At 59.3% G+C, this 20,155-nt stretch carries 15 protein-coding genes, 1 pseudogene and 1 riboswitch; of the genes and pseudogenes, 8 read left to right on the top strand and 8 right to left on the bottom strand.

Annotated features, from left to right (window positions below):
• Positions 1–43 precede the first annotated feature (43 nt).
• Both F1C16_RS18815 and F1C16_RS18810 read left to right on the top strand, forming a co-directional pair.
• Entirely contained in the window at positions 44–1,195 is a 1,152-nt protein-coding gene (locus F1C16_RS18815; RefSeq protein WP_185282130.1) for a serine protease, read from the top strand.
• 174 nt (positions 1,196–1,369) lie between these two features.
• Positions 1,370–1,606: a hypothetical protein gene (locus F1C16_RS18810; protein ID WP_185282129.1), complete on the top strand. Its 237-nt coding sequence runs from the start codon at positions 1,370–1,372 to the stop codon at positions 1,604–1,606.
• Between the two features lie 100 nt (positions 1,607–1,706).
• On the opposite strand, the gene F1C16_RS18805 is transcribed toward F1C16_RS18810, so the two are convergent.
• From F1C16_RS18805 to metH, 8 genes and pseudogenes are all read right to left on the bottom strand, one after another.
• Entirely contained in the window at positions 1,707–2,129 is a 423-nt protein-coding gene (locus F1C16_RS18805; protein ID WP_185282128.1) for a DUF2007 domain-containing protein, read from the bottom strand.
• A 311-nt stretch (positions 2,130–2,440) separates the two neighbouring features.
• Positions 2,441–3,844 carry an OFA family MFS transporter gene (locus F1C16_RS18800; protein WP_185282127.1) on the bottom strand — a complete coding sequence of 468 codons (1,404 nt, stop codon included), beginning with the start codon at positions 3,842–3,844 and terminating at the stop codon, positions 2,441–2,443.
• Between the two features lie 172 nt (positions 3,845–4,016).
• On the bottom strand, positions 4,017–5,513 hold the full coding sequence (locus F1C16_RS18795) for an N-acetylmuramoyl-L-alanine amidase (RefSeq protein WP_185282126.1): 1,497 nt from the start codon (positions 5,511–5,513) through the stop codon (positions 4,017–4,019).
• A gap of 143 nt (positions 5,514–5,656) precedes the next feature.
• A complete protein-coding gene (locus tag F1C16_RS18790) occupies positions 5,657–6,202 on the bottom strand; it encodes a hypothetical protein (RefSeq protein ID WP_185282125.1) in 546 nt (181 codons plus the stop codon).
• A 60-nt stretch (positions 6,203–6,262) separates the two neighbouring features.
• The gene (locus F1C16_RS18785) at positions 6,263–6,796 is read right to left on the bottom strand and encodes an energy transducer TonB (RefSeq protein ID WP_185282124.1); all 534 of its coding nucleotides are present in this window, start codon (positions 6,794–6,796) and stop codon (positions 6,263–6,265) included.
• Positions 6,797–7,072: 276 nt separating this feature from the next.
• Complete coding sequence (locus F1C16_RS18780) at positions 7,073–7,543, bottom strand: tetratricopeptide repeat protein (RefSeq protein ID WP_185282123.1); 471 nt, start codon at positions 7,541–7,543, stop codon at positions 7,073–7,075.
• Between the two features lie 117 nt (positions 7,544–7,660).
• A pseudogene (gene metF, locus F1C16_RS18775) lies at positions 7,661–8,618 on the bottom strand (methylenetetrahydrofolate reductase [NAD(P)H]).
• A gap of 160 nt (positions 8,619–8,778) precedes the next feature.
• Positions 8,779–12,492, bottom strand: coding sequence for a methionine synthase (gene metH, locus F1C16_RS18770; protein ID WP_185282122.1), 3,714 nt, complete (start codon positions 12,490–12,492; stop codon positions 8,779–8,781).
• Positions 12,493–12,564: 72 nt separating this feature from the next.
• Positions 12,565–12,676: riboswitch (SAM riboswitch) on the bottom strand.
• 224 nt (positions 12,677–12,900) lie between these two features.
• On the opposite strand from metH, the gene F1C16_RS18765 reads away from it, so the two are divergent.
• From F1C16_RS18765 to F1C16_RS18740, 6 genes are all read left to right on the top strand, one after another.
• Positions 12,901–14,070, top strand: coding sequence for a PA14 domain-containing protein (locus F1C16_RS18765; RefSeq protein ID WP_185282121.1), 1,170 nt, complete (start codon positions 12,901–12,903; stop codon positions 14,068–14,070).
• A 156-nt stretch (positions 14,071–14,226) separates the two neighbouring features.
• Entirely contained in the window at positions 14,227–15,351 is a 1,125-nt protein-coding gene (locus F1C16_RS18760; protein WP_185282120.1) for an alkene reductase, read from the top strand.
• 236 nt (positions 15,352–15,587) lie between these two features.
• Positions 15,588–16,466 (top strand): SDR family oxidoreductase, encoded by an 879-nt coding sequence (locus F1C16_RS18755; RefSeq protein WP_185282119.1) that lies wholly within the window; start codon positions 15,588–15,590, stop codon positions 16,464–16,466.
• A 163-nt stretch (positions 16,467–16,629) separates the two neighbouring features.
• Complete coding sequence (locus F1C16_RS18750; RefSeq protein ID WP_185282118.1) at positions 16,630–17,502, top strand: SDR family oxidoreductase; 873 nt, start codon at positions 16,630–16,632, stop codon at positions 17,500–17,502.
• A 174-nt stretch (positions 17,503–17,676) separates the two neighbouring features.
• Positions 17,677–18,285 (top strand): gluconate 2-dehydrogenase subunit 3 family protein, encoded by a 609-nt coding sequence (locus tag F1C16_RS18745; protein ID WP_185282117.1) that lies wholly within the window; start codon positions 17,677–17,679, stop codon positions 18,283–18,285.
• A 126-nt stretch (positions 18,286–18,411) separates the two neighbouring features.
• A complete protein-coding gene (locus F1C16_RS18740) occupies positions 18,412–20,091 on the top strand; it encodes a GMC family oxidoreductase (RefSeq protein WP_185282116.1) in 1,680 nt (559 codons plus the stop codon).
• Positions 20,092–20,155 lie beyond the last annotated feature (64 nt).

Raw genomic sequence — 20,155 nt, 5'->3', positions numbered from 1 at the left:
TGCACCCTATTGCCCCGGCGGACCTAACCCAGCCGCTTTCTATATGAAAACTGAAGCTGATTATTACGCGCTATTTGAGGCCTACCGAGCCGGCGAACTGGCTGCGCCTGCCCGCCAGGAGCTGGAGCGCCGCCTCGCCGCCGACCCTAGCTTTGCCCAGCAGCTCACCGATTTTGACCTACTGAACGGCACCCTGCGCGGCTACGGCGAACGACTGCGTACGCGCCGCAAGCTGCAAGCCTTCCAAGCCACGCTAGACGCCGAAGCCACCGCCGAAGAAACCTACCAGACCGGCAACCCGCTGATGCCGACGATGCATATCTCTGGGATAGAGCGCACGCTGCGCGAGTTCTGGGGTAGCCACCGCGCCACTATTGCCGTAGCCGCTTCGGTAGCCATTATGGCGGTGTTTGGCACCTTGCTGGGTATTGAGTGGTGGAAAGCCGCCCAAAAACCGGCTCCTACCTACGGTTACACCATGCTGCGCCGCGAGGTGGAGCGCATCAAGCGTACGCAGCGGGCCATGAATCGCGCCATCACGCAGATCGACGAAACCAAGGCCGAAGATATTAACCCTGGCAAGTTCAGCGGCACGGGCTTCGCGCTGTCGCCCAACGGCTACCTGGTGACCAGCTACCACGTTATTCAGGGCGCCGATTCGCTGCTGGTGGAGAGCCGCACGCACGACCATTACCACGCCGAGCCGGTATTCACCGATGTGGCCCGCGACCTGGCTATTTTACGCATCGTCGATAAAGACTTCCACGGCTTCGGCCGCCTGCCTTACTCCTTCAAGCGCACCACCGCCGACCTGGGCGAGCGGGTGTATACGCTGGGCTACCCCCGCGAGGACCTGGTGTTTAACGATGGCTCCCTGAGCGCCCGCTCGGGCTTCGAGGGCGACACGGGCTTCTACCAGATTTCGATTCCGGTGAACCCCGGCAACTCCGGTGGGCCAGTGCTGGACGACCGAGGCAACCTGATTGGTATTGTCAGCGGCAAGCAGTCGGATGTGCAGAGCGCAGCGTTCGCCACTAAGTCGTCCTACCTCACCCGCCTCGTCGACTCGCTGCAAACGGCTACTGTATCGCACGATATTACGCTGCCCCGCACCAATCTGCTGACCGGCACCTCCCGCCCGCAGCAGATTCGCAAATTGCAGAATTACGTTTTCGTAGTGAAGGTGTACGAATAGAAAATGACCTTCCTATAGCCTAGTAAGCTCCGCCATTCGGCGGAGCTTTTTCTTTTTACCAGCAAAAATCAACAAAAAGAGGCAGCCCGCGCCGCCTTTTTCCCGTAGGAGTATCGGTAGCGCTTTTACTGGCGTGCCACTTGATTTCCCGTAACTTTCTCTCCACTCTTTCCTATGGCCAACGACATCCAATCTCTAGACAAAATCACTCCCGAAGACATTGCTCGCACGTTTGAAAGTGCCTACCATGTATTTCAGGGCGACCATGAACACATGGAGGACCTGTTCAAGAACGGGGCAGGCTTGCTTCAGAAATCCGCGCAGAAGTTCACTTCCACCCAACTGGTACTAGGCATCGCGGCCATTGCTGGTGTAGCCATCTTCTTCATCAACCGCGCCGACAAGAACTAGTCGTTCTGTTCGCAGGTAAATAAAAAGTCCCCAACTACGGAAAGTAGTCGGGGACTTTTTATTTGTGAAATGCGTCACTTTCACTCAGCACAACGGTCAGCTATTCCTCTCGCAGCTCATAGCCGCAATGAAAGCAGTGGTAACGGATGCCGCGCAGGGAATAGATCAAGCGGGTGAAAAAGCGCGATGCGGTGGGGGCGCCGGGGCGCACCTCGGTGGTGGCAATGTCGGGGGAGCCGCAGCGGGCACAGGTAAGCGCGGTGCCCTCCTGCGTATCAGGGTCGGGCAGGATGGTCATGGGCACGGTTTCTTCCAGCAAGGCCGTGCGCGCCGCCTCGGCATCTTGCTGGCGCACGTGCAGGCGCACCCCACCCGAAATAGGGCCGTAGGGCCGGTTTTCGTTGCTTACGAAGCAGGGAATTTCCTCCGCGTCGAGGCGGCTTTTGGCCAGGTGTGCGGCAATAGAATCAGGGAAAGAGGCCAACAGAATAATGCGGTCGGCAGAAGGAACAACGGAGGCCATAGTGGTGGGGTGCGAAGCGGCAGCAAATAACAGAAAAGCCCAGGAGGAAGTTGTGCACAGCGCACGACCATTCTACTTAGCTAAACAAAAAGCGCACCCAGAGAGTGCGCTTTTTGTTGTCTGTTGATCAGCAGCTTAGCTATTAAACAAGGCCAGCGCTTTGATAAATGTCTGGGAAACCCCCCAAAGCAGGGGTACCCCAACAAAAAGCCAGGCTAGGACAAGGGCGCCACCGCTCGAAGCGGTTTCGGGGGCGGAAGTGTTTCGTGAGTCCATATCGTCAGGAAGAAAAGTATAAGGTGAGGGCCAGCTTAGTGGCCGCCGGCTTCAATCGTAACAGGGCCTTTCTCGTGGTACTGTTCTTTTACGGGGCGCACGGCCAGGTTGGCCAGCAGCCCTACCACCAGCACGCCAGCCATGGTGTAGAATACGTTTTGGTAGGCGGCGGCGCCTGCCAGATTCTGCTCTTTGGCGTGCTCACTGAGGGTGTGCACAATCAGCGGCCCCAGTACCCCGGCCGTACTCCAGGCCGTGAGCAAGCGCCCGTGAATAGCGCCTACCTGGTACTTGCCAAACAGGTCGGAGAGGTAGGCTGGTGCAGTGGCAAAGCCGCCGCCGTACATGCTGATAATTATACAAGCAGCCACCACATACAGTGTTAGTTGCAGGCCCGCTCCCAGCGTTGGGATGAAGGCGTACAGGATGATGCCTAGGATGAAGTAGATGGCGTAGGTGGTTTTGCGGCCCAGCTTATCGGAGGCCGACGACCAGAAGAAGCGCCCGAGCAGGTTGAACAAGCTCAAAAGCCCCACAAAACCCGCGGCAGCGGCGGCTGTTACGCCCCGGCCCGCGCCCATGGCCGCATCCGAGAACGTATTCTGAATCAGAGGCGAAGCCGTTTCGAGTACGCCGATACCGGCCGTTACGTTGGTGAGCAGCACCACCCACAGCAGCCAGAACTGCGGCGTTTTGATGGCGTTATCGGCCGATACGTTGGCCGTCGTAATCATGGCGTCATGCTCGGTGCTGGGCACGTAGCCCTCCGGCGCCCAGTCGTCGGCGGGCACCCGGATGGTCCACACCCCGAACTGCATGAACAGCAGATAGATAATGCCCATCACAATGAAGGTAGGCGCCACACCTTGCGGTGCCGAACCTTTAAAGTGGTCCATGAGGGCCACGGCCAGCGGGGAGCCAATCATGGCGCCGCCGCCAAAGCCCATAATGGCCATGCCCGTCGCCACGCCTTTGCGGTCGGGAAACCACTTAATCAGCGTACTAACTGGCGAAATGTAGCCAATGCCCAACCCAATACCGCCCACTACGCCGTAGCCCAGGTACAGCAGCGCCAGCGAGTGCAGGTGCACGCCCAGCGAGCCAATCAAAAAGCCACCGCCGAAGCACAGGGAAGCGGCCATCATGGCTTTGCGCGGCCCTACCCGTTCCAGCCACTTGCCAAACACGGCCGCCGAGAGCCCCAGCAGCACAATGGCAATAGAAAACGTCCAGCCGATCTGGCCGGGGGTCCAGTCGTCGGGGGCGGGGTTGGCAGGGTCGCCGCTAATGAGGGAGCCCAGCGGCTTGTTGAACACGCTGAACGCGTAGGCCTGCCCAATAGCCAAGTGGATAGCCAGCGCCGCAGGCGGAATCAGCCAGCGGTTGTAGCCCGGGCCAGCTATGGTGCGGCTGCGGTCCAGTAGAGAAGTTTCTGCCATACGAGGGGTAGGAATTTGGGTGATAAGAGGAGATGAAGTGCCGCAACCAGTTCGCTTCTAACGGGCTATTGCATTGGCTACGCAGCAGTAAATAGCTGCTTTTACGCGCCAAAATCAATTTGACACGATTATTTTTTGCTAAATAGATATAGTCATATGAAGCCTTGATGAACTACTGCACAGCTGGTTTTCCAAACAACCATCCTTTCAATCCCTTGGCCCGCGTACCGCGCACAAATTCCTGCACGCCCGCGGCCATGCGCACCGCCATTCCCTGCTGAAATTTGGGGTCGATGAGACGCCGCTCGTCCTCGGGGTTGGACACGAAGGCTGTTTCGACCAACGCGTTGGGATATTCGGTAGGGCCGTTCAGGCCGAAGTTGAAGCTGCCCACGTTGCCGGCGCCGCGCAGGCCGGTGCGGCGCATCTGCCCATACAGCGCCTCCGACAGCGGCCGAAACGCCACGTAGCGGTAGTAAGTGCTGGTGCCCTGCGTAGCGGTATTGCCGGAGGAATTGACGTGAATACTGACCAACAAATTAGGTCGCGCCCGCCGCAGCTGCCGCACCCGGTCGCTGATTTCGAGGCTGGCGTCGTCGGTGCGGGTCATGACGACGCGGGCGCCCCGTCGCTCCAATTCCTGCTGTAGCTGGCGGGCAATGGCCAGGGTCAGGTCTTTTTCGCGGGCGCCGGTGCTGCCCACGGCACCCACATTGGTACCGCCGTGGCCAGCATCTATGGCCACCACCAACCCGCGCAGCCGAAGCTTGGCGGGCGGGCGGCGCACTTGTATTTCCAATATATTTCCCTTGTAGCCAATATGGTAGCCCCAGCTCTGTGCGTGCTTCAGCAACAGCACCAACCGAAATACGTCGGGAGCCCCCTGCTCGTAGTGCACATCACCGAGGGCTTGCAGACCGTCGCGCTGGGTTATCCAATTAGTGTTCGAGGTGGCCCCAAAAATATCGACCTCCAGGCGGGTAGGGTTGGTGAGGAGTTGGGAACGGTAGGGTAGGCGGGCCGTGAGTGGCACCCGCACGTAGTCGAACAGAGAGTCGCCGCGCACGTCCCAGGAGCCCGTGAGCGAGGTAGGCACGAAGCCGCCGGGCGGCAGTAGCTGCACCTGCTCTTGCGGTATCCAGGCGGTTTGGGACTCGGCCAGGCGCACGCGGTAGAGGTTGCCTACCCTGCCCGTGAGGTGCAGCACCACGGCTGAGTCGAGGTAGCCCATTTTGGCGCCGCCAAGGCGGTCTTCGCCTAGGCCGTAGTTGAGGTAGGAAAGGTTGGACGTGGTTTGTGCCAGTTGGGGCTCGTTCAGGTTCAGCAGGCGCACCCGGTTTTTGCTGGTGGCTGTGGCGCGGGTACTATCAGTAGCCACCAGCTGAAAGGTGATGGGCCGATTAGCGAGCGTATCGCCGGGCTGTACCACGTACGTTGCCTGGTAGGTACCGCGCTGGTTGGGCAGCTCCGTGAGCCGCTGGCCGCGGTAGAACGTAACGCGACTCCCAGGCCTACCCTTGAGACGCACTTGCAGCTGGTCGCCGGGTTGCAGCCATTGGTCGGCGGCGGGTACGGTGGTAACACTTTCAATCAACTGCTGCGCCGGGGCTGCCAAGGGGAGCAGCCAAAACAGTAGCACTACGAAACGCGCAGACAGGAAATGCATCATGAGCAACAAGCACTGTGATTTCAACACAAAAGCCTCGTCAGATGGCGAGGCTTTAAGTAAGGTAGAGAGGTCAGTAAGTAGTCTATGCCTCGCATTGTATCGGAATAGCCTACCAACCAAGGATTCGAGATGCCAGGCTCAACCTACTGCTTATTGCCCACGGCTTCGCCCATGTCTTTCACGTCGCGGCCGGTTTCCAGAGCCGTAAACTCGGTTTGCAGCGCCCGGATATGGATTTCGTCGCGGCCTTTCACATCCAGGCGCACTGCCCGAAACTGTTCGTTGAGGCGGCGGTAGATGGCCGTGGCGTAATCCCAATCGCGCTGGGTCCAGGCGCGACGCTGGGCACGCACTTGCTGCAAAAACTGCGTGTAGGCGGGCTCAATAGTAGTAGCCGTTAGAGCACCAATATCTGCGTAGGTGCCCAGCAACTGCGTGGTGAAAGTGGCCTCCGCGGCGGGGTCGAGGGGCTGGCGGTTCCGAACGCGGGAGGCAGAGTCGTAGCGGGCGGCACGGCCGGCGGCGGCGTTTATTTTGTTGCCGGCGCGGTCGGCTATAGTATCCAGTCTGTTCACACCTTTTTCCAGGGCAGCTTGCCGCTCGCGGGGCGTGCTGTCGCAGGCAGTTAGCAGGCTGAGGGGTAGGGCCACCAGGGCCACGGTTTTGCTTAGCGTACGAAGTAGCATCATGCCCGCATGTACGCAGATTGGCGCCCCCAAGTTGACTACCGCAACAGCCAGCACCCCGCGTTACTCGCGTAGCTTGTACACGAATGGCAACTCGTATACCACTGGCACCGACCGGCCATTTTTCCGGGCCGGAAGCCATTCGTTCGGAATCGTGCGGCACACCCGCAGGGCTTCCTCATCGCAGCCCCCACCCACACTCTGGATGATCTGGTAATTGCTGGCTTGGCCCAGCGTATCAATCACGAAGGAAATGAGCACACGGCCCTGTAGCTTTTTATTCTGAGCAGCCTGCGGGTAGTTCAGCTTGGCGGTGTACGTCGCCAACCGGGCATCTCCCCCGAGAAACATGGGCTGCCGGTCGAGATGCACTGCGGTCCATTTGCCGGGCATAAGCTCCGCACGGTAGGGCACATCGCTCAGCGGGCGGTACTCCAATAGTTTGCGCTCAGTATGGTCGTATTTCTGCACTACTAGCTGGGTGCCAGCACGGTTGTAGGCGTAATATTCCCATACGCCTACCTTTTCGCCTTTGTCCATCATGCCTTTCTCCCACTGCGTTTCGCGTAGGCGTTGCGCGTACGAAAGGCTAGGCAATAGGAAGAGGAATCCGTATAGTAGCTTTTTTTTCATGGGTAGAATATGGGTGGAGAGAAGATGAGAACAGAGTAGGCAGGACTGGATAAAGCACTAGTATAAACCAATAATAATTATATTATTTATTATATCTGCAACATTTGATTACTCACTAATTCTAACCAAAATAACAAATACATAGCCTTATAGCCTATTTAGCGCTCATAGAACATGCTTCGCCTTTGCAGGAAATATACAATTTTCTTGCAGCAGACAAAAACCTTGCTAATCAGGGATTCAACTGTCCAGTTGGTCGCGCAGGTCGCGTAGATCTTCCTGCAAGCCGGGCCACTGCGGACACAGTGCTTCGAGGCGGCGCAACACATGCAACGCGCCCCGGTGATGACCGAGTTGGCGCAGAATCATGGCCCAGCCGCTCAGCGCCCCAAAGTGGCGCGGCTCACGGCGTAGGGTTTCCTCAATATCGGTTAGGGAAGCGCGGTACTCGCCCCGCATGAAGTAGGCGGTGGCGCGCTTGTTCCAGCCCTCGGCCCAATCGGGACGGGCAGTAATCAACTCCGTAAAGCAGGCAATAGCCCGCGTGTACTCCTCGGCGGCCAGCGCCCGCATTCCTGCCTCTAGCTGCTTGTCTAGCGCTTGCTCGCCGGTAGTCAGCCACAGCTGCCAGATTCCGTTGCGCAGGGCCTCAATTTCGGCTGGTGCCGTGGCCACGCGCAGCTGCGCAAATAACTCGTCGAGAGAGGTCAAAGGGTGAAATTGTGAAGTTGTGAAATGGTGAGTTTGACGTTCAGTGTCCTCTCTGTGTACGGCATGCGCTGCCAGCACGTTAAACTCACCATTTCACAACTTCACAATTTCACTATTCTAAAACAGCGCAGCGGCTACCTTACGCACAGACTCAGATTTGCCCATGCTGTAGTAATGTAGGCACGGCACGCCGTGAGCCATCAGCTCGCGGCTCTGATTGATGCACCACTCAATGCCGATCTGGCGGGCGGCGGCGTTGTCGGGAGCCAGGTGCACGGCTTCGCTCAGCTCCTCCGGGATGTTCAGGTAGAACGAGCGGGGTAGGGCCGTGAGCTGGCTTTTGGTGGTCATGGGCTTCAGCCCCGGAATGATGGGCACCGTAATGCCCGCCGCGCGGCAGCGACTTTCGAAGTTGAAAAACTGCTCGTTGTCGAAGAACATCTGCGTCACGATGTAGTCGGCGCCTCGGTCTACCTTATGCTTGAGGTAACGAATATCGGCGCCGGAGTTGGGCGACTCAAAGTGCTTTTCGGGGTAGCCGGCCGTACCAATGCAGAAGTTGGTGGCCGAGGTTTCGTCCTGCTCCTCATCCAGGTAGGCTCCTTTGTTCAGGTCCGATACCTGCCCAATCAGGTCGCAGGCGTAGGCGTGGCCGTCGGGCTCGGGCTTGAACTGGCCTTCGCTCTTGATGGGGGTCGCCGCGCAGGGCCAGCACCGTATCGATGCCCAGGAAGTGCAGGTCGATGAGGGCGTTTTCGGTTTCTTCCTTCGTGAAGCCGCCGCAAATGAGGTGGGGCACGGTATCGACATCAAACCGGTTCTTGATAGCCGCACAGATGCCTACCGTACCCGGCCGGCGGCGCACGGTGTGCTTCTCCAGCAAGCCGTTGGTGTGTTTGCGGTACACATACTCCTCGCGGTGGTACGTCACGTCGATAAACGGCGGCTTGAACTCCATCAGCGGCTCGATGTTGGAGAACAGCGTTTTAATATTCTCGCCCTTTTTCGGAGGTAGCACCTCGAAGGAGAAGAGGGTTTTGCCGTGGGCGTTGGCTAGGTGTTCGGTGACTTTCATATACGTTGACCCCACCCCCCGACCCCCTCCCCTCCGGGAGAGGGGGAGCCAGACGGTGCGGCATTAGCAGAAGTGCTTAGCTCCGGATAAGCTTTGGAATAGAACAATCGTCAGGCTCCCCCTCTCCCGGAGGGGAGGGGGTCGGGGGGGTGGGGTAAGCCTACAACGCCGTAACCGGCACGGCCGTAGGGTCATAGTTCAGGTTTGGGGCCAGCCAGCGTTCCAGGTCTGCCAGCGGCATGTTCTTGCGCTCGGCAATGTCTTCTACCTGGTCTTTGCCGATGCGGCCCAGACCGAAATAGCGCGAGGCGGGGTGGGCGTAGTACAGGCCGCTCACCGACGAAGCCGGGTACATGGCCAGGTTTTCGGTGAGGTGAATGCCCGTTTTGTTTTCCGCATCCAGCAGCTCAAAGAGCGTGATTTTCTCCGTGTGGTCAGGGCAGCCGGGGTAGCCGGGGGCGGGGCGCACGCCGCGGTATTGCTCCTTGATGAGGTCTTCGTTGGAAAGCTTTTCGTCCGAGGCATAGCCCCAGAACTCCTCCCGCACGCGCTGGTGCAGGCGCTCGGCGAAGGCCTCGGCCAGACGGTCGGCCAGGGCTTTAATCATAATGCTGGAATAGTCGTCGTGGTCTTGCTCAAACTGATCGAGCAGCTTTTCGATGCCAAGGCCGGCCGTTACGGCGAAGCCGCCGATGTAGTCGGCGCGGCCGGTTTCCAGCGGGGCCACGTAGTCGGAGAAGGCCACGTTGGGGATGTTCTTGCCCTTTTCGCCTTGCTGACGCAGGGTAAAGAACTCCGTTTCCACCTCCTGCCGGGTATCGTCTTTGAACACCTGAATGGTGTCGTAATCGACGGTATTGGCTGGCCAGAAGCCAAACACGGCGCGGGCCGTCAGCAGCTTCTCGTCGATGACTTTACGCAATAGAGCCTGAGCATCTTCGAACAGCTTGGTAGCGGCTTCGCCCAGCGTTTCGTCTTCCAGAATGCGGGGGTAGCGGCCCTTCAACTCCCAGGTGTGGAAGAAGGGCGTCCAGTCGATGTAGGTGGCCAACTCGGCTAGGTCGTAGTCTTCCAGCACCTTCGTTCCCAAGAAGGTAGGCTTGGTGATGGGCGTTTCTTCCCAATCGGCCTTAAAGCCGTTTTCGCGGGCTTGCTCGATGGTGAGGTAGCGTTTGTCGCGCTGGCGGCCGGCGTAGTCGTTGCGCAGAGTCTCGTACTCGTCGCGCACGGTGTGGGCGTAGGTTTCCTTGGCCGAGCCCAGCAGGCCTGCCGCTACCCCCACCGAGCGAGAGGCGTCGTTCACGTGCACCACGGGTCCGGTGTAGGCAGGCGCAATCTTCACGGCGGCGTGCAGGCGCGAGGTAGTGGCGCCCCCAATGAGCAGGGGCGTTTGCAGGCCGCGGCGCTCCATTTCCTGGGCCACGTACACCATCTCATCGAGCGAAGGCGTAATCAGGCCACTTAGGCCAATAATGTCGACCTGTTGCTTTTCGGCTTCGTCCAGAATCTTTTCCAGCGGCACCATCACGCCCAGGTCCACAATATCAAAGTTGTTGCAGGCCAGCACCACGCCCACAATGTTTTTGCCGATGTCGTGCACGTCGCCTTTCACCGTGGCCAGTAGGATTTTACCGGCGGTTTGCCGGTCGCCGCTTTGCTTGTCGGCCAGCAGGTAAGGCTCTAGGTAGGCCACGGCCTTCTTCATCACGCGGGCCGATTTCACGACCTGCGGCAGGAACATTTTGCCGGCCCCAAACAGGTCGCCTACCACGTTCATGCCGGCCATCAAGGGGCCTTCAATTACTTCCAATGGGCGCCCTACCTGCTGGCGCACTTCCTCGGTATCTTGATCAATAAACTCCGTGATGCCGCGCACCAGCGCGTGTTGCAGGCGCTCCTGCACGGGTAGGCTGCGCCAGGCATCGGCTACTACCTCCACCTTTTCCTTCTGCTTCACCGTTTCGGCGAAGTCCACGAGGCGCTCGGTGGCATCGGGGCGGCGGTTCAGCAGGACGTCTTCGCATAGTTCGAGCAGGTCTTTCGGCACCTCGTCGTACACGCCCAGCTGACTGGGGTTCACGATGCCCATATCCAGGCCCGCCTTGATGGCGTGGTAGAGGAAGGCCGAGTGCATGGCCTCACGCACTACGTCGTTGCCACGGTAGGAGAAGCTGATGTTCGAGACGCCGCCGCTGGTGAGGGCGCCGGGCAGGTTCTGCTTGATCCAACGCACCGCCGCAATGAAGTCCAGCGCATAGTTGCGATGTTCCTCCATGCCGGTGCCCACGGTCAGGATGTTGGGGTCGAAGATGATGTCTTCGGGCGCAAAATCGACCTCGTTTACCAGGATATCGTAGCTGCGTTGGCAGATTTCGATGCGGCGCTCGTAGCTGTCGGCCTGGCCGTTTTCGTCGAAGGCCATCACCACCACGGCCGCGCCGTACTGGCGCACCGTGCGGGCACGGGCCTTAAATACTTCTTCGCCTTCCTTGAGGGAAATGGAGTTGACAATGCTCTTGCCCTGCACACACTTCAGGCCAGCTTCCAGCACGCTCCACTTCGAGGAGTCGATCATGACGGGCACACGGGCAATGTCGGGCTCGGAGGCAATCAGGTTGAGGAAGGTGGTCATGGCCTGCTCCGAATCGAGCATGCCTTCGTCCATGTTCACGTCGATGACTTGGGCGCCGCCTTCTACCTGGTCGCGGGCTACCGCCAGGGCAGCTTCGTAGTTGCCGGTACGAATGAGGCGGGCGAAGGCGCGCGAGCCGGTCACGTTGCACCGCTCGCCCACGTTCACAAATAAGCTCTGCTCGGTGATACCGAACGGCTCCAACCCGCTCAGGCGGGTAGCGGGCGGCACCTTGGGTAGGGTGCGCGGCTTGTACTTGTCGGCCAGGCGGGCCAGCTCGGCAATGTGCTGGGGCGTGGTGCCGCAGCAGCCGCCTACCACCGTCACGAGGCCATCGGTGAGGTAGCCTTCCACCAAACCCGCAAACTCCTCGGCCGACTCATCATACCCACCAAAGGCGTTGGGTAGGCCAGCGTTGGGGTAGGCGGAAATGTGCACGTCGGCAATGCGGCTCAACTCCTTCACATATACTTTAAGCTGATCGGCACCGAGGGCGCAGTTCAGGCCCACGCTGAGTAGGGGCAGGTGACGAATGGAGTTCCAGAACGCCTCTACCGTCTGGCCGCTCAGGGTACGGCCCGAAGCGTCGGTGATGGTACCGGAAATCATGATGGGCACCTGCCGGCCGCCTTCATCGAAGAACTGCTGCACCGCGTACAGGGCCGCCTTGGCGTTCAGCGTGTCGAAGATGGTTTCGATGAGCAGGGCGTCGGAGCCACCGTCTACCAGGCCACGCACTTGCTCGTGGTAGGCGTGGGCCAGCTCGTCGAAGGTCACAGCGCGGAAGCCGGGGCGGTTCACATCGGGCGAGAGGGAGGCGGTGCGGTTGGTCGGGCCAATGGCGCCGGCCACGAAACGCGGCTTGCTGGGGTCCTTGGCCGTAAACTCGTCGGCTACTTCGCGGGCCAGCCGCGCCGACTCGTAGTTCAGCTCATATACAATGTGTTCCAGCGCGTAGTCGGCCTGGGCGATGGTGGTGCCGGAGAAAGTATTGGTTTCCACCATATCGGCACCAGCGGCAAAGTACTCCGCGTGGATGCTCTTGATGATGTCGGGGCGCGTGAGCGAGAGCAGGTCGTTGTTGCCGCGCAGGGGCTTGGCGTGGTCGGCAAACCGCGGGCCGCGAAAGTCCTCCTCCGTCAGCGTGTAGCGCTGAATCATGGTGCCCATGGCGCCGTCTAGGATCAGGAGGCGGCGTTGGAGGATGTCGTAGAGCGGGGAGTCGGGGCAGGTCGTCTTCATGGATTTTCCTTCGGGAAAGCAGCGGGTACGAAAGCTTATCCAGAAAGAGAAAACCGCCGAAGCAGGTTCCTGTACTTATCTTCTTCCGCCCAATAGCTAGGGCGAAATGGGAGTTGGCACCTTGTAATATGTCAGGTTGCCAAGACGTCACAGGGCCCAATCCCTCGGTCTTTCTGGATAAGTAATACGCAAAGATACAGCTCAAAGCTCAGATTACAACCGTCCTGGCTTTTCTGCTGAGGCTGCTGCGCGAGGTTGGCTTGGTAGATCGAAAATCTTGTTTGATGAGTAGGAGGCGCCACTCTGTTGAAAAAATCGTCACGGCTTTTACTTCTGCCGCATTTTGTATCATCAGCGGCTAGTAACCCAGAGCATCTATCCCCCGCTGGTTTCGTGGTTATGCACCTTATGCGGATTTTCCTCCTGCTTTCTGGTTTCCTGCTCAGCCGTGCGGTGTTAGCGCAGACTATTATGCCGCCTTCTGCCGGCACGGGTTTGCGAGGACAGTACTATGCTGGGCGCGACTTTGAGAAGCTGGTACTCACTCGCCTCGATAAGAATATCGACTTCGACTGGACCTACAGCCCGCCTACCCCCGGCCGACCATCGGAGCGGTATGTATCGCCGGGGCCGGGGGTGCCGGGCCAGTGGTTTTCGGTACGCTGGACGGGCTACCTCTACGCTCCCTCGACGGGTACTTACAAATTCAAGATTGCTACTGACGATGGCATGCGCGTATGGATTGGGCAGCAGCAAATCTTGGACTCCTGGCAATATCAGCCAGTTACCATATCTTCTACGCATATGATCTTGAAGGCTGGGCGCTACTACCCTATACGAGTGGAGTACTTTCAGGCAAACTTCGACACCCGAGCGCTGCTGGCCTGGCAAACACCACCTCTCACGGAGCCTTCGTGGTGGGATAAGGTGCGTGAGGCCGTAGGGTTTGGCGAAACTGACCCGGCACCTATTCCTACGCGCTACCTCTACCCCTCTTTACCGGCTACAGCCGCGCCGCGCCCTACCCCTACTCTGCCGCCAACAGTAGCCGCCGCACCCAGTGCTCCACCAACTACCACTGCTTCCAAAGTGGCATCCGTGGCTAAGGCTCGGCAAACCAAACTGGCTACGCGCCGCCCAGCCACCATCCAGCCGCTTACGGCGTTGCGCCCCCAGGCAGCCGACGCCGATGCTGTAGCACCAATTCTTCTTCTGCCTACTCTGAACACGCTCACGAAGGGCGAGACCCTTACGTTACCCAACCTCTATTTCACCCGCAGCACGGCGGCGTTGCTACCTACCTCCTACCCTACCCTGAACGCGCTAGCCCGCACCCTAGAGCAACAGCCCGCGCTCCGCTTAGCAATAGCCGGCCACACCGATAATGTAGGCGATGCGGCGCTCAACCAACATCTTTCTGAGAAACGTGCCCAGGTAGTGCGGCGCTACCTGGTGCAGCAAGGCATCGATTCGCTCCGGCTAGCGGCGGTGGGCTATGGTGGCACCCGGCCAGTGGCTGATAACCGCGACCCGCGCCAGCGGCCTCGCAACCGGCGGGTAGAGGTTGTGGCGCAGTAGGGTGATAGATAGTAGTACCAGCGAGCAAGATGGCGCGGCAGCATGAGCGTGTTAAGATTTGATAACCTCTGCACCAGCCAAAACATTCGTGTACAAACATGAGTTGTAGACACCGATACGCGCAGCACCTTTGCTGTAGCTGTACACCCACTCAACATGACACAGACAACCCATCTTTTCTCGCCCTTCACCGTGGGCGCTCTTTCCCTACCCAACCGCCTCGTGATGGCCCCCATGACGCGCAGCCGCGCCGACAACCCCGAGCACAAGCCCACCGACATGCACGTGGAATACTACGTGCAGCGCGCTTCGGCGGGCCTGATTATCACGGAGGGCTCGCAGGTATCGGAGCAAGGCGTGGGCTACATCAACACGCCCGGCATCTACTCTGAGGAGCAGGTGGCCGGCTGGAAAAAGGTAACCGACGCGGTGCACGAAGCAGGCGGGCGCATCTACATTCAGCTGTGGCACGTGGGTCGTGTATCGCACCCGTTTTTCCATAATGGTGAGTTGCCGGTGGGGCCATCGGCTATTAAGCCGGAGGGCGCAAAGGCTTTCACAGGCAAGGGCATGGAAGAAGTGCCTACCCCCCGCGCCCTGGAGCTGAGCGAAATCCCCGGTGTGGTAGACCAGTTCCGCCAGGCCGCCCGCAATGCCAAAGCCGCCGGCTTTGACGGCGCCGAAATTCACGGCGCCAACGGCTACTTGCTCGACCAGTTCCTGCAAGACGGCTCCAACCAGCGTACCGACGAGTATGGCGGCAGCGTAGAAAACCGCAGCCGCTTTGTGCTGGAAGTGGTGCAGGCCGTGGTAGACGAGCTGGGCGCCGACCGTGTGGGCATCCGCTTCTCGCCCCAGGGTAGCGCCAGCATTCAGGATTCCGATCCAGTGGCGACGTTCAGCTATGTAACGGAGCAACTGAACCAGTTCAACCTGGCCTACCTGCACGTGATTGAGGCCCTACCCGGCCACCCCATGGCCCAGCCTAGCCGGCCGGCCGTGGCCGCCAAGCTGCACGAAATTTTCAACGGCACCTTTATCCTGAACGGTGGCTACACCCAGGAAACTGCGGAGGCAGCCTTGGCTAACAACGAAGCCGATCTGATTGCCTTCGGTGTGCCGTTCATTGCCAACCCCGATCTGGTGGAGCGCTTCGAGCAAGGTGCCGCCCTCAACACCCCCGATCCTACCACGTTCTACGTGGCCGGCGAGAAGGGCTACACGGATTATCCTTCGTTGCAGGAAACTAAGGAAGCGGCACAGGACATCGAGCAGAAATAAGCGTTGCTCGGTTTTCGTTTTGAAGACCAAGTACCGAATGCAGGCACCCCGTTTTCGACTGCCTACAACGTAATCTAGCTATACCAAGGAAAGCCTACTGCTCGGAGCGGTAGGCTTTCCTGTTTTCAGGGCGAGTTACTTTCTGGAACGGATTTCTAAACACAACAACTTTTTGGCCTACCCCTGACCTTCCGCCCTACCCTGCGTATCCCTTACCAACCTAAACTATTCTGACCATGAGCACTGACCCCAACGAACCTCGTCCTACCAATAGCGAAATTGACCCCAAACCTACCTCCTACCCCACCAGCGAAGAGGGCATGGATGTGAAGCCCGACTGGGATATGTCGAGCTACCACCCAGCAAACAAGCTGGCCGGCAAAGTGGCTCTCATTACGGGCGGCGACTCCGGCATTGGTCGGGCCGTAGCGCTGGCGTTTGCCATGGAAGGCGCCGACGTAGCCGTTATTTATCACACCAACGCCGAAGACGCTGAAGTAGTAGGCCAGGCCGTACGCGCTCAGGGCCGCAAGTTTTTGTCGATTCAGTGCGATGTGCGCTCAGCAGAAGCCTGCCGCGACGCCGTGCGCCGCACCCACGCCGAGCTGGGCGGCTTCAACATTCTGGTAAACAACGCCGCCTACCAGATGGGCTACGAAAACTTCGAGACCATACCGGAGGAAAACATTCACATCACGTTCGATACCAACATCAAGGGCTACTTCTTCATGGCGCAAGCAGCCATTCCGTTCCTGAAGGAAGGTGATTCCATCATCAACACGGGTAGCATTGTAGGCTTGGTAGGCAACAAGCACCAGATCGACTACGCCTCTACCAAAGGCGCTATTCATACCTTCACCAAGAGCCTAGCGCAGTACCTGGGCGACAAGAAAATCCGGGTAAACGCCGTGCTGCCTGGCCCTATCTGGACGCCTTTTATTCCCGGCGGTATGCTGAAAGAGGACTTGAAAACCTTCGGCGACGCTACCATGCTGGGCCGCCCCGGTCAGCCCGAGGAACTGGCGCCAGCTTACGTGTATTTCGCTTCGACTGACGGTAGCTACTCCACGGGTAGCCTACTGGAAGTAACGGGCGGCATGCCCAAAGGCGGCTGAGTTTGCCGCGTCTCTGCGCGAGGCGCGGTGCCCACAACGGCCTTCCCAAAAGCTTCCGCCGGCCGTGCCGGTCGGAAGCTTTTTTCTGGGCGCAGCTTCCGCCAACCGCCGTGCTTTTGCGTATTCCTACTCACCAACCCTTCCTACCTTAACCTAAACTCCTATGAGCACTGAATTTCGCCCTACCTCGGATGATATGAAAGCCGAAAAGCTGCCCTACCCGGCCAAACAGGCCGATATGAAGCAGCAGCCCGACTCCGACCTTTCCTACTACAAGCCAGCCGGCAAGCTAGAGGGTAAAGTAGCCCTCATCACCGGCGCCGACTCCGGCATTGGTCGGGCCGTGGCCCTGGGCTTTGCCATGGAAGGTGCCGATGTGGCCATCCTTTACAACGAAAACGACGAAGACGCCGAGAAAACCAAATCCATGGTGGAAGGCACGGGCCGCCGCTGCCTGGTGCTGAAATACGACGTGCGCGAGCCCGAAAACTGCCTTTCGGCCGTGCGCCGCACCCACGACGAGTTGGGCGACCTAAACATTCTGGTGAACAACGCTGCCTACCAGATGTCGCAGGAGAAATTCGAGGACATTCCGGTGGAGCAAATCCGGCGCACGTTTGAGACCAACATCATGGGCTACATTTTTATGGCCCAGGCCGCCGTGCCGCACCTGCAAAAAGGCGACTGCATCATCAACACGGGTAGCATTGTGGGCCAAACCGGCAACAAGATTCTCATCGACTACGCTTCGTCGAAGGGCGCTATTCACGCCTTCACCAAGTCGCTGGCGCTAAGCTTGGGCGAGAAGGGCATTCGGGTGAATGCCGTGCTGCCCGGTCCTATCTGGACACCCAACATCCCCGGCACCATGCCTGCTTCTGAAATCGACAAGTACGGCCACGAGGTAGCCTTGCAGCGCCCCGGCCAACCCGAGGAGCTGGTAGGCGCCTACGTGCTGCTCGCCTCGCAAGACGGCTCCTTTATGACCGGCGCCTTCATTCCCGTAACGGGCGGCAAGACCAGCAGCGACGAGTAAAAAGTTGTCTTTTTCGCAGAAGCACCCCGCAGCCCAGGGCAAATGCTCTGGGCTGTTTGTTTGATGCATATAAATTCTACGGTTTAGCTTGAAACAGGCACCCTGTTTTGTATTTCTCCGTAGAAACTGATGTTAACTGTCGGTACACTGATTGGTGCCGCATTTCTCCTCCTTATGGCCTCTCCTCATTACCCAGAAGGCACCGTACGGGCGCTGCTGGCTACCGACCTCGTGACCGATGCTACCCGCGACGCGCTGCAAGCCCGCCTTGACGCGCCCGTGTACGAGCCGCAGTACCTCGATGGTGCCACCTACGAATTGCTGCGCGCCGTAGCGGCGCGCCTGTTTCCGCAGCCCGACCGCCCCGACAACCCCATTGAGCTGGCTCCGGCCGTAGATAAGCGCCTGCTAGAAGGCGGCTCCGACGGCTGGCGCTACGACGCCCTACCCCCCGACCGCGAAGCCTACCGCATGGGCTTGGGCGGCATCCGCGACAGCGCCGAAACCATGTTCGGGCAGAAGTTTCTGTCGCTCAGCGACGAGCAGAAAGACCAAGTATTGAACGCGGTGCAGCAAGGCACCGCGCCCGGCGACGTGTGGCAGGAAATGTCTGGGGTTCGCTTTTTCGAGGAACTGCTGGCTGAACTCACCGAGAACTACTACGCCCACCCCTTGGCGCAGGAAGAAATCGGCTACGTCGGCATGGCCGATGTACCCGGCTGGCACCACCTCCAACTCAACGAATTAGACCCCCGCGAGCCGGAAGAACAGGTGAAGTTGTAAAAGGTGAAGTTGTGAAGGTAGGATTGCCTATCGTCATGCTGACGCACGCAATCCCTATCAGCAACTTACCCACAGCTTGCTCTCACTATTCACAAATTCACGACTCACACTTTCACCTTTCCCTTTATGCCTGAGGAAGAAGTAGCTGAAGAAGGCGTTTTGAATCCCCTCCAACCCGAGATTCAGGATCCGCTTCTCAAAGAAATAATCGAAGAAAACGACTTGCAGGCTGACCCCAGCCGCGACCCGCTGGAACAACCCGCCCCCCTCCCCGACCCCGACGAGGTAGTGGATTGCGTGGTGATTGGCACCGGCGCGGGCGGCGCGCCTCTGTTGGCCCGCTTGGCTATGGCCGGCCTGAAGGTAGTGGCCCTGGAAGCCGGCCCCTGGCACGACCCACGTAAGGATTTCGCCACCGACGAGAAAGCACAAGCGTTCTTGTTTTGGAACGATGAGCGGCTGTCGGCCGGCGAGGACCCAATTGCCTTTGGCCGCAACAACTCCGGCATTGGGGTAGGCGGCTCTACCCTGCACTACACCGCCTACACCCCCCGCGCCCAGGACGACGATTTCCGCCTGCAACGCGACTTTGGCGTGGGCAAGGACTGGCCCATCGGCTACGAAGACCTGGAGGCGTATTACGACGAGCTGGAGCAGTTCTTGGGCATCTCTGGCCCCAAGAACTACCCCTGGGGCCCTACCCGCAAGCACAGCTACCCCTTGGCTCCCCTACCCCTGAACGGGGCTGCGCAACTGATGCAGCGCGGCTGCGAGCAGCTGGGCATCAAGACCTCACCGGCAGCCAATGCAGCGTTGTCGGCGCGGTATTACCAGGAGGGGATTGGCTGGCGCGAGGCGTGCACCAACCGGGGTTTTTGCCAGGCGGGCTGCAACATCGGCGCCAAAGCCAGCATGGACGTTACCTTCCTACCCCTAGCGGCCAACTACGGCGCCGATATTCGGCCTAACAGCTACGTCACGGAGATTGAGCGCGATGCTAGTGGCGCCATCACGGGCGTGGTGTATGAGCAAAACGGCATCACACTGCGCCAAAAGTGCCGCAATCTGTTTTTGTGCGCGGGCGCTATCGAAACGCCTCGCTTGCTGCTGCTGAACGAGTTAGCGTTGAACAGCGGCCAGGTAGGGCGCAACTTCACGGCGCATACCGGCGTGCAGGTGTGGGGCACTTTCCCCGAGGATGTGCGGCCTTACAAAGGCATTCCCGGTGCGCTGATTTCGGAGGATACGCACCGCCCCAAGGATGCTGATTTTGTGGGCGGCTACTTACTGCAAAGCATTGGGGTGATGCCCGTTACGTTTGCTTCGCAGGCGGCACGGGCGCGCAAGCTCTGGGGCCAGGCAGGCCGCGACTACATGCGCAACTACAACCACATTGCCGGCATCAACATATTGGGCGACTGCCTACCCCACGACAGCAACTACCTGGAGCTGGCCGAGGAAAAAGACGCCCGCGGTGTGGCCAAACCCCGCATTCACTTCACGGCCCAGGAAAACGAAAAGCGCATGACGGCCCACGCCGAAAACATTATGCGCCAGATTTGGGGAGCGGCCGGTGCCACCGATATCTGGGCTTTCCCGCGCTATGCCCACACCATTGGCACGGCGCGCATGGGCCGGAGCGGCGACGACGCCGTGGTAGACGCCGACGGCCGCGCTTTCGACGTGCCGAACCTGTATATCTGTGATAACTCTGTATTTCCGAGCGCCTTGAGCGTCAATCCGGCGCTGACGATTATGGCGTTGAGCCTGCGCACGGCCGATAAATTTTTAGAGAAAGCCCGGTAGGGGCGCGTTGCACGCGTCCGTCGTTGAACGTCTGCGTTGAACGGCCTCGCCTACTCACCGTTCA

This window comes from Hymenobacter sp. NBH84, from assembly GCF_014217645.1.
Classification (GTDB): Bacteria; Bacteroidota; Bacteroidia; order Cytophagales; family Hymenobacteraceae; genus Hymenobacter; species Hymenobacter profundi.
This window is presented reverse-complemented; position numbering and strand designations above follow the sequence as displayed.

Bases quoted from the DNA above. Each gene is read 5' to 3' on its own strand.
- F1C16_RS18815 (WP_185282130.1), top strand. From the start codon at position 44: ATGAAAACTGAAGCTGATTATTACGCGCTATTTGAGGCCTACCGAGCC.
- F1C16_RS18810 (WP_185282129.1), top strand. From the start codon at position 1,370: ATGGCCAACGACATCCAATCTCTAGACAAAATCACTCCCGAAGACATT.
- F1C16_RS18805 (WP_185282128.1), bottom strand. From the start codon at position 2,129: ATGGCCTCCGTTGTTCCTTCTGCCGACCGCATTATTCTGTTGGCCTCT.
- F1C16_RS18800 (WP_185282127.1), bottom strand. From the start codon at position 3,844: ATGGCAGAAACTTCTCTACTGGACCGCAGCCGCACCATAGCTGGCCCG.
- F1C16_RS18795 (WP_185282126.1), bottom strand. From the start codon at position 5,513: ATGATGCATTTCCTGTCTGCGCGTTTCGTAGTGCTACTGTTTTGGCTG.
- F1C16_RS18790 (WP_185282125.1), bottom strand. From the start codon at position 6,202: ATGATGCTACTTCGTACGCTAAGCAAAACCGTGGCCCTGGTGGCCCTA.
- metH (WP_185282122.1), bottom strand. From the start codon at position 12,492: ATGAAGACGACCTGCCCCGACTCCCCGCTCTACGACATCCTCCAACGC.
- F1C16_RS18765 (WP_185282121.1), top strand. From the start codon at position 12,901: ATGCGGATTTTCCTCCTGCTTTCTGGTTTCCTGCTCAGCCGTGCGGTG.
- F1C16_RS18760 (WP_185282120.1), top strand. From the start codon at position 14,227: ATGACACAGACAACCCATCTTTTCTCGCCCTTCACCGTGGGCGCTCTT.
- F1C16_RS18755 (WP_185282119.1), top strand. From the start codon at position 15,588: ATGAGCACTGACCCCAACGAACCTCGTCCTACCAATAGCGAAATTGAC.
- F1C16_RS18750 (WP_185282118.1), top strand. From the start codon at position 16,630: ATGAGCACTGAATTTCGCCCTACCTCGGATGATATGAAAGCCGAAAAG.
- F1C16_RS18745 (WP_185282117.1), top strand. From the start codon at position 17,677: ATGGCCTCTCCTCATTACCCAGAAGGCACCGTACGGGCGCTGCTGGCT.
- F1C16_RS18740 (WP_185282116.1), top strand. From the start codon at position 18,412: ATGCCTGAGGAAGAAGTAGCTGAAGAAGGCGTTTTGAATCCCCTCCAA.